General features: G+C 46.0%; 10 protein-coding genes, 5 tRNA genes and 3 rRNA genes. 16 read left to right on the forward strand and 2 right to left on the reverse strand.

All coding sequences use genetic code 11. The features are described 5' to 3' along the window. The first annotated feature begins 26 nt into the window (after positions 1 to 26). Together KJB05_RS00740 and murI are read left to right on the forward strand one after the other, a co-directional pair. The gene (locus KJB05_RS00740) at positions 27 to 710 is read left to right on the forward strand and encodes an adenine nucleotide alpha hydrolase (RefSeq protein WP_208445431.1); all 684 of its coding nucleotides are present in this window, start codon (positions 27 to 29) and stop codon (positions 708 to 710) included. A 40-nt stretch (positions 711 to 750) separates the two neighbouring features. Then, positions 751 to 1557, forward strand: a complete 807-nt coding sequence (murI, locus tag KJB05_RS00745) for a glutamate racemase (protein WP_045417541.1) — start codon at positions 751 to 753, stop codon at positions 1555 to 1557. On the opposite strand, the gene KJB05_RS00750 is transcribed toward murI, so the two are convergent. Next, positions 1520 to 1975: an RNA-binding protein gene (locus KJB05_RS00750; RefSeq protein ID WP_009705144.1), complete on the reverse strand. Its 456-nt coding sequence runs from the start codon at positions 1973 to 1975 to the stop codon at positions 1520 to 1522. The genes murI and KJB05_RS00750 overlap by 38 nt on opposite strands. 570 nt (positions 1976 to 2545) lie before the next feature. Here KJB05_RS00750 and KJB05_RS00755 point away from each other — a divergent pair. The 12 genes from KJB05_RS00755 to KJB05_RS00810 all read left to right on the forward strand — a co-directional run bounded on the left by KJB05_RS00755 (position 2546) and on the right by KJB05_RS00810 (position 11534). Beyond that, positions 2546 to 4098: ribosomal RNA gene (locus tag KJB05_RS00755) — 16S ribosomal RNA — on the forward strand. An 89-nt stretch (positions 4099 to 4187) separates the two neighbouring features. Then, positions 4188 to 4263: transfer RNA gene (locus KJB05_RS00760), tRNA-Glu, on the forward strand. A 2-nt stretch (positions 4264 to 4265) separates the two neighbouring features. After that, a tRNA-Lys gene (locus tag KJB05_RS00765) sits at positions 4266 to 4341 on the forward strand. Between the two features lie 30 nt (positions 4342 to 4371). Further along, positions 4372 to 4447, forward strand: a tRNA-Val gene (locus KJB05_RS00770). Positions 4448 to 4793: 346 nt separating this feature from the next. After that, positions 4794 to 7684: ribosomal RNA gene (locus KJB05_RS00775) — 23S ribosomal RNA — on the forward strand. 89 nt (positions 7685 to 7773) lie between these two features. After that, positions 7774 to 7890 (forward strand): 5S ribosomal RNA (gene rrf, locus KJB05_RS00780). Together the 16S, 23S and 5S rRNA genes with 5 tRNA genes alongside form the textbook arrangement of a ribosomal RNA operon. Positions 7891 to 7959: 69 nt before the next feature. Next, positions 7960 to 8036, forward strand: a tRNA-Asp gene (locus KJB05_RS00785). Positions 8037 to 8104: 68 nt separating this feature from the next. Then, a tRNA-Trp gene (locus KJB05_RS00790) sits at positions 8105 to 8181 on the forward strand. 658 nt (positions 8182 to 8839) lie between these two features. Further along, complete coding sequence (locus KJB05_RS00795) at positions 8840 to 10087, forward strand: tyrosine-type recombinase/integrase (protein WP_208446212.1); 1248 nt, start codon at positions 8840 to 8842, stop codon at positions 10085 to 10087. An 85-nt stretch (positions 10088 to 10172) separates the two neighbouring features. Then, a complete protein-coding gene (locus KJB05_RS00800; protein ID WP_208446213.1) occupies positions 10173 to 10556 on the forward strand; it encodes a hypothetical protein in 384 nt (127 codons plus the stop codon). An 11-nt stretch (positions 10557 to 10567) separates the two neighbouring features. Then, positions 10568 to 11035, forward strand: coding sequence for a hypothetical protein (locus tag KJB05_RS00805; protein ID WP_208446214.1), 468 nt, complete (start codon positions 10568 to 10570; stop codon positions 11033 to 11035). Positions 11036 to 11102: 67 nt separating this feature from the next. After that, complete coding sequence (locus KJB05_RS00810) at positions 11103 to 11534, forward strand: DUF2787 family protein (protein WP_208446215.1); 432 nt, start codon at positions 11103 to 11105, stop codon at positions 11532 to 11534. Between the two features lie 528 nt (positions 11535 to 12062). Here the strand turns inward: KJB05_RS00810 and KJB05_RS00815 are convergent. Further along, positions 12063 to 12920, reverse strand: a complete 858-nt coding sequence (locus KJB05_RS00815; protein ID WP_208446216.1) for a WYL domain-containing protein — start codon at positions 12918 to 12920, stop codon at positions 12063 to 12065. 242 nt (positions 12921 to 13162) lie between these two features. Here KJB05_RS00815 and KJB05_RS00820 point away from each other — a divergent pair, with 242 nt between their 5' ends. Together KJB05_RS00820 and KJB05_RS00825 are read left to right on the forward strand one after the other, a co-directional pair. Then, positions 13163 to 13438 carry a hypothetical protein gene (locus KJB05_RS00820; RefSeq protein WP_208446217.1) on the forward strand — a complete coding sequence of 92 codons (276 nt, stop codon included), beginning with the start codon at positions 13163 to 13165 and terminating at the stop codon, positions 13436 to 13438. Between the two features lie 154 nt (positions 13439 to 13592). After that, complete coding sequence (locus KJB05_RS00825) at positions 13593 to 13805, forward strand: hypothetical protein (protein WP_244142976.1); 213 nt, start codon at positions 13593 to 13595, stop codon at positions 13803 to 13805. Positions 13806 to 13834: the final 29 nt, after the last annotated feature.

Consider the following 13834-nt stretch of genomic DNA (forward strand, 5'->3'; position numbering starts at 1 on the left):
GTGGAAATAGGTAACAAGGAAAAAAGATGACAGAACCGAAACGTGTCGTGATCAGTTGGTCGAGTGGAAAAGACTCCACGTTAGCGTTAGAGCGACTAAACGAAAATCCGTACTATCAAGTGGTTGGTTTGTACACCACCTATGTAGATGAAGAAGTGCCTTTCCAAGCAACCCCGCTTGAGGTCGTGCAAATGCAGGCTGACTTACTTGGCCTTCCGCTCATAACTATAGAACTGCCTGAAGTGTTCCCGAGTAACGACATTTATCAATCTACGATCGTTAACACACTACAAAGCAGTGGACTGAATGTAGAAGCGGTCGCGTTTGGCGATATGTTCTGTAATGGCATTGCAGACTATCGTCGCGGCTATATTGAACCAGCCGGTTGGGAGTGCGTATTCCCATTACTGGGGGAAGAGAGCAAAGCATTGGCATTTGAAATTGTCGAGCGTGGTATTCAAACCATGTTAGTTACCACCGATGGAGAGGTGTTGCCGCCCGAGTGGTGTGGGCGTTGGTATGACAAAACGCTGATTGAGTCATTGCCCGGTCATATTGATCCCTGCGGAGAAGATGGCGAATTCCATACATTGGTGACATCAACCCCTTCATTTCAAGGACATATAGAATTGACTAAGCTTGAAGTGGAAATAGGGGAGCGATTCTGCCATCAAAGATACCAAGCCAAAGCATTGCCAAAACAAATCTAACCAGTATGATCGCCGAGTCTCTAATTTGCAGGTAAGACTCGTGCGAACATCAAGTAAGAAAAAAGTCCTAGTGTTTGATTCCGGGGTCGGAGGGCTATCGGTCTTCCAAGAAATCCACCGACTTCTACCACACATGGATTACTTGTATCTGTTCGATAACGAAGCCTATCCGTATGGCGAACTCGACCAAGATGTGCTGATTACTCGCGTTAATAAGCTGGTGGCAGCATTGGTCGAAGAGCATCAAGCTGACATCGTCGTCATCGCCTGCAATACCGCAAGTACTATCGTGCTGCCATCACTGCGTGCAAATCTATCTATTCCGGTTGTCGGAGTGGTGCCTGCGATTAAGCCTGCCTCGTTACTCGCTTCTCAAGGTGTAGGACTCATTGCTACGCCTGCGACCGTAACTCGTCAATATACCCATGAACTTATTCGCGACTTCGCCCAAGGTAAACCAGTCGAGTTATTAGGCTCTACTCGATTAGTGGATATGGCAGAAGAAAAGCTACGTGGTGAAAGCATCTCTCTTCCAGAGCTGGAAAGCATTCTTCTCCCATTACGTAATAAAGTGGACGTTGCAGTGTTAGGCTGTACTCACTTTCCTCTAATAAAAGACGAAATTCATCAAGCATTAGGTGGAGAGGTTACGTTAGTTGATTCTGGTGAGGCCATTGCACGTCGAGTAAAGGCATTACTAATAAGTGATATGAAGGAAGAAAGTAAAGAGGAGGGGAGCAAGAAGATTTATGCCAGTGCACCTCCTTGGCAAGAAGATGCACTGAATACCTGTTTGGCGAATTTAGGATTTAATCCTGTTCAGGTTTACCGCCATCCGGGTGTTTAGGGTCGTTAGCGATACGTACTTTAAGCGTACGATCCATATATTCCTTCTCATTGAGTTTAGCGATAGCAGGTTTTGCATCTGCCGCAGCCATCACTACAAAACCGAACCCTCTTCTTTTACCAGTGCGCTTATCTTTCATTAAGCGTACTGCATAAACCTGACCATACTCAGCAAACAAATCACGAACGTGACTCTCATTTGCCTTATAAGGAAGGTTGCCGACATACAGCGTTTTAGTTGAAGGATCGGAATCCGAGGATTGAAGAACAGGTGTTTTGCTAGAAAGTGAAAAAAGAAAAGCAGTAGCGACAACACCGATAACAAAGCTCAAGGCAGGTGGCACAGGTAACTGAGAGAAGATGATTCCCCCAATGACCGCCAACCCAGCACACAAGATCAGATTTTTTTTAGACGTCATTTTGATTACTACATATAGATGATAAAGAGATTGGCTGCCTATTAACAAAATAGACACATGAATCTTACGTATATGGTTGGTGTTTTTCCAACCAATTGCTGTGATATGTCTCAAATGTGACGAAGAAATATGCAGATATTACGCATTTGATGGATAAGTAACCGCTTGGAATGTTTTTTTCAAAAAAAGGGTTGCGCTCATTTCTGGATTCCCTATACTGCGCATCCACCGACACGGAGTGAGACGAAAGTCACACAGAGAGTCGGGAAGAGAGAAAAAAGAATTTGAAAAAATGCTTGACTCTCAAATTTGGAAGCGTAAGATACGCACCCCTAACGACGAGGCGCTGAGGCGGTGAGTTAGTTAGAAAAGTTCTTTAAAAATATAGACCTATCAATCTGTGTGGGCACTCGTTGATGATAATCCAATTAGATATTTCTTTCTTAACGGAAAGCGGTATCAAATTAGGTTTCAATGAAACGAAGTGACCATTGAGTCGAAAGACTCAGCACAGTCAATTCAAACATTACTTATGTAATGTTCAGTATTCGTTGAGCCGAACAAAATCTTAAATTGAAGAGTTTGATCATGGCTCAGATTGAACGCTGGCGGCAGGCCTAACACATGCAAGTCGAGCGGAAACGAGTTATCTGAACCTTCGGGGAACGATAACGGCGTCGAGCGGCGGACGGGTGAGTAATGCCTAGGAAATTGCCCTGATGTGGGGGATAACCATTGGAAACGATGGCTAATACCGCATAATGCCTACGGGCCAAAGAGGGGGACCTTCGGGCCTCTCGCGTCAGGATATGCCTAGGTGGGATTAGCTAGTTGGTGAGGTAATGGCTCACCAAGGCGACGATCCCTAGCTGGTCTGAGAGGATGATCAGCCACACTGGAACTGAGACACGGTCCAGACTCCTACGGGAGGCAGCAGTGGGGAATATTGCACAATGGGCGCAAGCCTGATGCAGCCATGCCGCGTGTGTGAAGAAGGCCTTCGGGTTGTAAAGCACTTTCAGTCGTGAGGAAGGTAGTGTAGTTAATAGCTGCATTATTTGACGTTAGCGACAGAAGAAGCACCGGCTAACTCCGTGCCAGCAGCCGCGGTAATACGGAGGGTGCGAGCGTTAATCGGAATTACTGGGCGTAAAGCGCATGCAGGTGGTTTGTTAAGTCAGATGTGAAAGCCCGGGGCTCAACCTCGGAATAGCATTTGAAACTGGCAGACTAGAGTACTGTAGAGGGGGGTAGAATTTCAGGTGTAGCGGTGAAATGCGTAGAGATCTGAAGGAATACCGGTGGCGAAGGCGGCCCCCTGGACAGATACTGACACTCAGATGCGAAAGCGTGGGGAGCAAACAGGATTAGATACCCTGGTAGTCCACGCCGTAAACGATGTCTACTTGGAGGTTGTGGCCTTGAGCCGTGGCTTTCGGAGCTAACGCGTTAAGTAGACCGCCTGGGGAGTACGGTCGCAAGATTAAAACTCAAATGAATTGACGGGGGCCCGCACAAGCGGTGGAGCATGTGGTTTAATTCGATGCAACGCGAAGAACCTTACCTACTCTTGACATCCAGAGAACTTTCCAGAGATGGATTGGTGCCTTCGGGAACTCTGAGACAGGTGCTGCATGGCTGTCGTCAGCTCGTGTTGTGAAATGTTGGGTTAAGTCCCGCAACGAGCGCAACCCTTATCCTTGTTTGCCAGCGAGTAATGTCGGGAACTCCAGGGAGACTGCCGGTGATAAACCGGAGGAAGGTGGGGACGACGTCAAGTCATCATGGCCCTTACGAGTAGGGCTACACACGTGCTACAATGGCGCATACAGAGGGCAGCAAGCTAGCGATAGTGAGCGAATCCCAAAAAGTGCGTCGTAGTCCGGATTGGAGTCTGCAACTCGACTCCATGAAGTCGGAATCGCTAGTAATCGTGGATCAGAATGCCACGGTGAATACGTTCCCGGGCCTTGTACACACCGCCCGTCACACCATGGGAGTGGGCTGCAAAAGAAGTAGGTAGTTTAACCTTCGGGAGGACGCTTACCACTTTGTGGTTCATGACTGGGGTGAAGTCGTAACAAGGTAGCGCTAGGGGAACCTGGCGCTGGATCACCTCCTTAAACGATGATTACTCACGATGAGTGTCCACACAGATTGATACGGTTTATAAGTAAAAGAGACGAAGATATCCCAATATCTTCAATCCAGTGTCCCGTTCGTCTAGAGGCCTAGGACACCGCCCTTTCACGGCGGTAACAGGGGTTCGACTCCCCTACGGGATACCATTGGGTCGTTAGCTCAGTTGGTAGAGCAGTTGACTTTTAATCAATTGGTCGCAGGTTCGAATCCTGCACGACCCACCATTCTTCTCCACGAAGAATCAAAACTTATGTGGGCGATTAGCTCAGTTGGGAGAGCACCTGCCTTACAAGCAGGGGGTCACTGGTTCGAGCCCGGTATCGCCCACCATTCTCTAAGTATTTTTGGATAGGAATTCCAAACCACTTCAGTAAAACGTACGTGGTTAGAATCTTCGACTCTGAAAGTCTTTAGAAAATGACTTCTTAGGAAGTGATTAGCTCTTTAACAATTTGGAAAGCTGACAAAACAAACTTTTAAGTTTGTTTGTAAAGTTCTCAATGTTTGTCTTTAAGACAAGCACCAAAAAACACATTCAAGTGTTCTTGGGAATATCACTTTTACAGTGATTATTCGAAATTGAGTCCGGCAAAATCGAAATGTCTCTCGCTCATTCAAATAATGAGAGACAACTTTGGTGATTTGAACATCAACTCGAAACTCCTTCGGGTTGTATGGTTAAGTGACTAAGCGTACACGGTGGATGCCTTGGCAGTCAGAGGCGATGAAGGACGTATTAACTTGCGATAAGCCCAGATTAGGTAGTAAAAACCATTTGAGTCTGGGATTTCCGAATGGGGAAACCCACTTACATAAGTAAGTATCGCTGCGTGAATACATAGCGCAGCGAGGCGAACCGGGGGAACTGAAACATCTAAGTACCCCGAGGAAAAGAAATCAACCGAGATTCCGAAAGTAGCGGCGAGCGAAATTGGACTAGCCCTTAAGCTTTTTATGCGTCAGGTGAAACTTCTGGAAAGTTGTGCGATACAGGGTGATAGCCCCGTAACCGGCAACGCATATAAAGTGAAATCGAGTAGGGCGGGACACGTGATATCCTGTCTGAATATGGGGGGACCATCCTCCAAGGCTAAATACTACTGACTGACCGATAGTGAACCAGTACCGTGAGGGAAAGGCGAAAAGAACCCCTGTGAGGGGAGTGAAATAGAACCTGAAACCGTGTACGTACAAGCAGTAGGAGCACCTTCGTGGTGTGACTGCGTACCTTTTGTATAATGGGTCAGCGACTTATATTCAGTGGCAAGGTTAACCATCTAGGGGAGCCGTAGCGAAAGCGAGTGTTAACTGCGCGACTCAGTCGCTGGATATAGACCCGAAACCAGGTGATCTAGCCATGGGCAGGTTGAAGATTGAGTAACATCAATTGGAGGACCGAACCGACTAATGTTGAAAAATTAGCGGATGACTTGTGGCTAGGGGTGAAAGGCCAATCAAACCTGGAGATAGCTGGTTCTCCCCGAAAGCTATTTAGGTAGCGCCTCGGACGAATACTACTGGGGGTAGAGCACTGTTAAGGCTAGGGGGTCATCCCGACTTACCAACCCTTTGCAAACTCCGAATACCAGTAAGTACTATCCGGGAGACACACGGCGGGTGCTAACGTCCGTCGTGGAGAGGGAAACAACCCAGACCGCCAGCTAAGGTCCCAAATTACTACTAAGTGGGAAACGATGTGGGAAGGCTCAGACAGCCAGGATGTTGGCTTAGAAGCAGCCATCATTTAAAGAAAGCGTAATAGCTCACTGGTCGAGTCGGCCTGCGCGGAAGATGTAACGGGGCTAAGTAGTAAACCGAAGCTGCGGCAATGCACTTTAGTGCATTGGGTAGGGGAGCGTTCTGTAAGCGGTTGAAGGTGTGTGGTAACGCATGCTGGACGTATCAGAAGTGCGAATGCTGACATGAGTAACGATAAAGGGGGTGAAAAACCTCCTCGCCGGAAGACCAAGGGTTCCTGTCCAACGTTAATCGGGGCAGGGTAAGTCGACCCCTAAGGCGAGGCCGAAAGGCGTAGTCGATGGGAAACGGGTTAATATTCCCGTACTTCTTACAATTGCGATGGGGGGACGGAGAAGGCTAGGTGGGCCTGGCGACGGTTGTCCAGGTTCAAGTGCGTAGGCTGAGAAATTAGGTAAATCCGGTTTCTCTTAAGGCTGAGACACGACGTCGAGCTACTACGGTAGTGAAGTCATTGATGCCATGCTTCCAGGAAAAGCCTCTAAGCTTCAGATTGTAAGGAATCGTACCCCAAACCGACACAGGTGGTCGGGTAGAGAATACCAAGGCGCTTGAGAGAACTCGGGTGAAGGAACTAGGCAAAATGGTACCGTAACTTCGGGAGAAGGTACGCTCTTGATGGTGAAGTCCCTTGCGGATGGAGCTGACGAGAGTCGCAGATACCAGGTGGCTGCAACTGTTTATTAAAAACACAGCACTGTGCAAAATCGTAAGATGACGTATACGGTGTGACGCCTGCCCGGTGCCGGAAGGTTAATTGATGGGGTTAGACTTCGGTCGAAGCTCTTGATCGAAGCCCCGGTAAACGGCGGCCGTAACTATAACGGTCCTAAGGTAGCGAAATTCCTTGTCGGGTAAGTTCCGACCTGCACGAATGGCGTAATGATGGCCACGCTGTCTCCACCCGAGACTCAGTGAAATTGAAATCGCTGTGAAGATGCAGTGTACCCGCGGCTAGACGGAAAGACCCCGTGAACCTTTACTACAGCTTGGCACTGAACATTGACCCTACATGTGTAGGATAGGTGGGAGGCTTTGAAGCAAGTACGCCAGTATTTGTGGAGCCGTCCTTGAAATACCACCCTTGTAGTGTTGATGTTCTAACGTTGACCCCTTATCGGGGTTGCGGACAGTGCCTGGTGGGTAGTTTGACTGGGGCGGTCTCCTCCCAAAGAGTAACGGAGGAGCACGAAGGTGGGCTAATCACGGTTGGACATCGTGAGGTTAGTGCAATGGCATAAGCCCGCTTGACTGCGAGAATGACAATTCGAGCAGGTGCGAAAGCAGGTCATAGTGATCCGGTGGTTCTGAATGGAAGGGCCATCGCTCAACGGATAAAAGGTACTCCGGGGATAACAGGCTGATACCGCCCAAGAGTTCATATCGACGGCGGTGTTTGGCACCTCGATGTCGGCTCATCACATCCTGGGGCTGAAGTCGGTCCCAAGGGTATGGCTGTTCGCCATTTAAAGTGGTACGCGAGCTGGGTTTAGAACGTCGTGAGACAGTTCGGTCCCTATCTGCCGTGGGCGTTGGAAGATTGAAGGGGGCTGCTCCTAGTACGAGAGGACCGGAGTGGACGAACCTCTGGTGTTCGGGTTGTGTCGCCAGACGCATTGCCCGGTAGCTAAGTTCGGAATCGATAACCGCTGAAAGCATCTAAGCGGGAAGCGAGCCCTGAGATGAGTCTTCCCTGATACTTTAAGTATCCTAAAGGGTTGTTCGAGACTAGAACGTTGATAGGCAGGGTGTGTAAGCGTTGTGAGGCGTTGAGCTAACCTGTACTAATTGCCCGTGAGGCTTAACCATACAACACCCAAGGGGTTTTGATGGACTCAATGCAAGAACATTGAATGTGTAAATAGAACTTAAAACAGCTTTCCGAATTAAAGAATTTGCTTGGCGACCATAGCGATTTGGACCCACCTGACTTCCATTCCGAACTCAGAAGTGAAACGAATTAGCGCCGATGGTAGTGTGGGGCTTCCCCATGTGAGAGTAGGACATCGCCAGGCTTGTATTTTATTTTCACTTTTTATGAAAAAGTGAAGACAAAAACTTAGACTTAAATGTCTAACCAGTGCGGAGCGGTAGTTCAGTTGGTTAGAATACCGGCCTGTCACGCCGGGGGTCGCGGGTTCGAGTCCCGTCCGCTCCGCCACTTATTTCGAAGACCTCGCTTTTGCGAGGTTTTTTTGAATCTACAATGTGATAAACTGTAGTTTCTACAGGGGTGTAGCTCCAATTGGCAGAGCAGCGGATTCCAAATCCGCGTGTTGGGAGTTCGAATCTCTCCACCCCTGCCATATTTCCCTTATGGGGTATAGAAAGTCTCAGCTTCGGCTGGGACTTTTTTGTTTCTAGCGTTATAAAAAATTAACTCTTTCAAATTGCTTACCTATTTCCACTTGAAAATCCCACCAAAACAGCCCCGTAAAGCTTTCCAAATTCTTCTTCCTGTTCATATCCTGTCTTCACCTTCTTAACCTCGTGGTGAGCTATACAGGCAATAGTAGCGCTTGTGTGAACCTAGGTTGAATATTGCCAACGAAAACCTCTCATAGAATCTCTCCCTTGCTCTGGTCTATATCTGGTCACGAGAATACTGCTAGCTCGTTGTTAGGTGACGGATAGTTCGTCCCTAATGACACTGTCTAAAGCTTGTGGTGTGGTACTTCACCGCTAAATCTCACACTCTGTAATTGGTACACTGGTTGTACCGTTATTTCCATTCTCTGATGACCTTGTGGCGATAAAGTTTAGCATCACGCCACAAATACAAAGGTAAATGACGGCAATATACATTGCACTAATATCAATGTCGGAAATATACCGTTGAGCCCTGTGCTGGCAACGGTTGCTGGTCTTCTTCTGTTACTACACGTGTTGAAATTCTAGAAATAAAGTACCCCTTGAGACATATATAAAGGTTAAGTGACTGATCGAAATAGGAGTATTTGTGTCATGGCACTTAATAGAACCATTAACTTAACCAATGCAGTGATTAAGACTTTAGCTATCCCTGCCGCAGATTCACGTTCTACTGATCTTGAATGGTCTGACGGTGGAGGTGATAACAGCGTAATTGGCTTAAAGGTACTTGTGGGTAAAACGGGAAATCGTCGCTACCTTTTACGTTATGTCAGCCCTGTGACTAGGAAGAAAACGAGTATAGCTTTAGGTCGCTGGCCCGATTTAACCGTGGAAGAGGTGAGAAAGAAAGCTCGAAAATTGAAAGTGCAAATTGCTGATGGCATTGATCCAAAGATTGAAAGGGACTCTCGTGCTGTCGTTGATGTACCTAATGTGTATACCTTTTTCCATGAGACGTACCTCCCTTGGGCGAAAACCCGAAAGAAATCATGGCGTGATGACGAAACCCGATTCTTGCGTTGTAAGCCTATCTATAAAATCCCGATGGATAAATTGACAGCTCATGCCATCATGAAGCTGCAATCCCACTTAGCAACGGAGAGTTATAAAGGGAAGCCCTATTCTGTTGCGACGAATAATAGGGTGATTGCACTCGTTAAGGGGCTATGTTCTCTATCAGCTAAGGTCTGGGATACTACTAACCATGCAAACAAGGTTAGCTTACTACCAGAGAGTGGTGCCCGTGAGCGATTTCTGAATATTGAGGAAACGGCATTGCTAATTAAAGTGGCTAGAACTTACTACTGCAAGGTGAAGGGTAATTTAATTGCAATGTTATGGCTGACAGGTTGTCGAATATCAGAGCTCCTTGAAAGGACTTGGGATGATGTGTCGTTTGAAGATCGTACGTTGTTTATTAAGACAACAAAGAACAAAAAATCACATCAAATCTATCTGTCCGACCTTATGTTAGAGCTGCTTTATGAACTTAGAGATTTAAAGCAGTCGGGAAATCCTTATGTGTTTCCTGGAAGTCGACAAGGAACACATATATCCCCACCACGTAAGGCATTGACGCTGATATTAGAACGAGCTGGAATTGATCTTGATGGCGTAGTTTTTCACACAGCTAGGCACTCTGTAGCATCTAATTTGTTGAATCACTCAGGGCTAGATGCGACGTCTGTACAACGTGTCCTTAACCATAGCGATATTTCTTCGACGTTACACTATAGGCATTTTGACCGAATAGCCTTGGAGCGTGGCGCAAATGCCCTGTCTGATATGGTGATGAAAGCGAGTGAAAATTTGGTGTTACCCGAACCTAAGGTGCTTTGAGTTATATATTCTAGATATGTATGCCCCTGAATAGTTAGTTCTATTCAGGGGCTTTTTCGTTTCTGGAATTGAGAGGAGAGGTTTAATGATTGTAGTGAAAAGTATTGCAGGTATTGAATCGTTGGAAATGCCTTTATTAATCAAGGAGCAATTGGTGGAACAGCTTTTACTTCCGTGGGATGGACAGCGTAATGAGGCCGATAAATTTTGGGATGAAGTTTCAACATGCCTGATTTTGATTGAGCCTGATGATACCGATGTAACATTAGGTGATGTTGATGAAGACATGGAAACCCTCTTGGCTTATGCCCTAGATAACCCTGAGTTTGTCATTGTGCTACCACATGAGACTGATCCTCATGTGGTAGCGGTTTGTATTCATGCTGACGATGGTGGTGGTAGCTACATCGTTGGTTCGACAAGTAATAAAACAGGGCTGATTAAAGCCTTGATTGAAATGGCTGAATAAGAGGAATTTGTATGAGCCGTAAACATGTAAAAGCGACTGAAGAAAACCAGAGCAACGACAAGATAGAAGATGCTGTTGTTGATCCGTTTACCGTTATTAAGGAGGGAGTTAGCCCAAAGTTAAGTCCCAAGTCAGATGGGACGTTGGAGTATCAAATTGCGATTCGAGACGATGAAAAGGAGTTTTATATTCGAGTATCTAAAAATTCTTCTTCTGGTTTGTTCTCTAAGGCTTGGGTGAGGCTTGAGGACATCTTTACCCTACTTGATGAGCAGAAAGACAAAACGATGAAATCTGCTGTCTTGAAGCCAGTTGTAGCAGGCGGAAGTAGTAATTCGGTAGGGTTCATGGCTTCTGTGCTAAGGACGATTTCAATCCTTGAGCCTGTACCTGATAACGTGTTTTTACACCGACTGTCTGAGCGATATGAGACGGTGAAAACTGAGCTGAGAGCCTTGGCTGCTGAATCTGATGACTGATTTCTGAATCTACATACCTAGCCTTGTTCTAAGGCGATGTACCTACCTAACTTAAAGAGATTTTATTATGAATTTAACATTCAATGTTGAGCGATTACTGCTGCCTGTCAGTGCCGATCTTCAAGATGTACTAAACATGGTTGTTGACCGTTCGCACAAGCTAACATCGTCAACGCAATCATTAGTGATTAACTTCCGTGATTCTTCCTACGGTGCTGAGAGCGGTGGTTATCATCCAGTAGAGATAAGACTGGTTAAAACTAGTGAGCAATGGGTCTTCGATTACATCACGGATTTCAGCTATGTAGGGTATCCATATCCCGAATTGGTTAAAGAAGTGGACTTTGACTTCTCATCAGGATTCGCTCAGCTCCTCTATCAGTTTGAGGAGAGTATTACTGATGAACGGGTTCACGAGTTCTACTCGATGTGGGAATTGAACTTTCTCAGCTACATCGAAATGGATGCTTTTGATGAAATTGAAGTCACAGTTGATTAAGGGAGTCGATAAACCCTATTACTCAAGCCAAGTACAAGAGGTAGACCAGAGCCTTAGGCCAGTTTTGGTTCTCAATTTATCTCAGTTGCATTGCTGTAAGCTTGGCAACGAATGATAGGGTATTTCCCCTTATCTGATGAACTAAACGCAAGGATTACACATCCGTCGAGCTTCTATGTAACTGATTGGGTGTTCTGATGGTTTCACCCAATGCAGCTTAGGCATTGGGTACAGGGAGGAGGAAGTCGCTTAATAGAAGTGTGGATTTCTATCGGATTTCAGATTTGAATTGTTAATGGAATTTATTTTCATAATATTAACAATCTCAGCGCTGAGCGCATTATTATATGTATGTTCCCTTCAACTCGCCCAAAATCGTGAAAAACTGTGTTTGTGGATGCTTCATAACAACGGAGGGTTTCCTTAGTTGCTCAGTCTGTTTATCTCGGATGTAGAACTCATCGTTCAGCACTGGATAACAAAGAACATGGGGTAAACATACTTGAGAAGGGATGTCTGTTCTATCTGCTAGAACCTTTCTAGGGAGGCATACAACTCACGCATTAACTCAAGTTTCAATGAAGTGGGAGACAGAACCTCAATACGAGGCATCCACTGTTTCAACGTTGGCATAATGTCGCCTAACTTTGATACTCGGCTACTGACTAGTAGACTGCCATCGGATAGTTCTTTCAGTACTTGCTGGTTAGGGAGAATCACGTCATCAACAAAGCGAGAAGCTACCTCTGCATCAACCTGTAATAGTACATCTGCATTTTCTGCTGTTAACCACTCCATTCCCATCCTATGGATGTCCTCAAGCACCTTTGGTTCTGGATTGTATTTACCTTCAGTGGTGTGAATCTGTGAAATCTTGGCAATACGGTACGAATATAGTTGTCCTGACGCTACCCCACTGAGGTACCAGATACCCCTGTCGTTCACCAAGCGGTACGGGAGAACCTTAGATATCATCCTATCTTGGTAGGTAAGATCAATGATCGTTCGAGAGGTAATGGCACTGGCTAACTGTGCAAATATCCTATCGTATTTTTGAGAGTCTTCGATGCGTGGGTTTTTGAATAGGACTGTAGAAGGGGACGTGCTGATATTGAACTTTGAAGGCAGCAGACTTGATAACCCTGACTCGTCAAAGGTTCGTTGGACAGTTGTTGTACCAGATTGAACCTGAGTCTCTAATCTATACCCGTCTTCAACTTTTACGATAGGAGCATTAACTAATCGCTGATTAAAGTCACGGCGTAAGGTTTTCTCACTGACACCGTATTCTTCCATCAACCAACTCATAGATAGCACTTCACCTCGGTATAACCGAGTCAATATATCTCCAAGTCTTAGGGCTAGCTTTTCGCTCTTCTCATTCATCTCAATATCGTAACGAACCAATTGGACAGGTTGTGTCCGCTAGATTTTTCAATCTTTCAATTCGTTACGCACTAAGAACTGGCATAGCTTTCATCAGCTTAGATGGGGCAATGGCTATGCAGAATATTCAATTAATTTCACCCCGTTGGACATCACCTGTCCTTCACGCAATTTATTATCACAACCCATAAGTCAACAAAGGTAGTTAGCTTGAGACTTATTCATCTTTAAGGAAAACAACAATGAAAAAAGCAGTAAAAATCTTAACGTTACTCTCACTGTTTACCGTATCAGCAACATCATTGGCAGGCGGCACGTTCGGAGGTAATCCAGGTGACATCTCTAAAATGAAAGCGCTATTAGAGGCAAACTGGAATGGTAAGGCAGGACAACAAAATACTGCCTCTTATGGTGTGATTGTTCAGTGGAATGCTGATGTATGTGGCACTTTAAATGGTCAAGTCACCGATGAAACCCAATGCACGGATGATACCCCAAAGGGAAAGTCTCAGTCGTAACCCCTCGATAACCCAATTCGTTGTATTGATGGTTTAGGCTTTAGACTTGATGAGTTAGTGGGGACTCTCGCATCAAGTCAACCTATCAGTACAACGTCAACAGGGCGATATCAGCAATGGTATCGCCCTTTCTTATTTTTAAAGGGAGAGGTTTATGAAGCAAGGCATGAATCAAAGAGCCGTATCGGTGTACTACCCTGACCGAGATAGTCCGTTGAAGTATGAGGTAAAACTGAGTAAATCAGGCGCTAAAAAGGGAATGACCATCGGTGCAATGATTGGTTCAAAGGTTCCGCATCCGCTTTCAGTTCCCATAGGTGCTGTTTGTGGTGGGGTGTTAGGCGCGATATTTGGTAAAGCCGATTAAGAAAGTGTAGGGATGATAAATAAGTCCCT

The organism is Vibrio sp. B1ASS3 (assembly GCF_905175355.1).
GTDB classification, from domain to species: Bacteria; Pseudomonadota; Gammaproteobacteria; order Enterobacterales; family Vibrionaceae; genus Vibrio; species Vibrio owensii.

What these genes read in the sequence shown, in the direction of transcription:
- KJB05_RS00740 (WP_208445431.1), top strand. Translation starts at nt 27, where the DNA reads ATGACAGAACCGAAACGTGTCGTGATCAGTTGGTCGAGTGGAAAAGAC.
- KJB05_RS00750 (WP_009705144.1), bottom strand. Translation starts at nt 1,975, where the DNA reads ATGACGTCTAAAAAAAATCTGATCTTGTGTGCTGGGTTGGCGGTCATT.
- KJB05_RS00795 (WP_208446212.1), top strand. Translation starts at nt 8,840, where the DNA reads ATGGCACTTAATAGAACCATTAACTTAACCAATGCAGTGATTAAGACT.
- KJB05_RS00800 (WP_208446213.1), top strand. Translation starts at nt 10,173, where the DNA reads ATGATTGTAGTGAAAAGTATTGCAGGTATTGAATCGTTGGAAATGCCT.
- KJB05_RS00805 (WP_208446214.1), top strand. Translation starts at nt 10,568, where the DNA reads ATGAGCCGTAAACATGTAAAAGCGACTGAAGAAAACCAGAGCAACGAC.
- KJB05_RS00810 (WP_208446215.1), top strand. Translation starts at nt 11,103, where the DNA reads ATGAATTTAACATTCAATGTTGAGCGATTACTGCTGCCTGTCAGTGCC.
- KJB05_RS00815 (WP_208446216.1), bottom strand. Translation starts at nt 12,920, where the DNA reads ATGAATGAGAAGAGCGAAAAGCTAGCCCTAAGACTTGGAGATATATTG.
- KJB05_RS00820 (WP_208446217.1), top strand. Translation starts at nt 13,163, where the DNA reads ATGAAAAAAGCAGTAAAAATCTTAACGTTACTCTCACTGTTTACCGTA.
- KJB05_RS00825 (WP_244142976.1), top strand. Translation starts at nt 13,593, where the DNA reads ATGAAGCAAGGCATGAATCAAAGAGCCGTATCGGTGTACTACCCTGAC.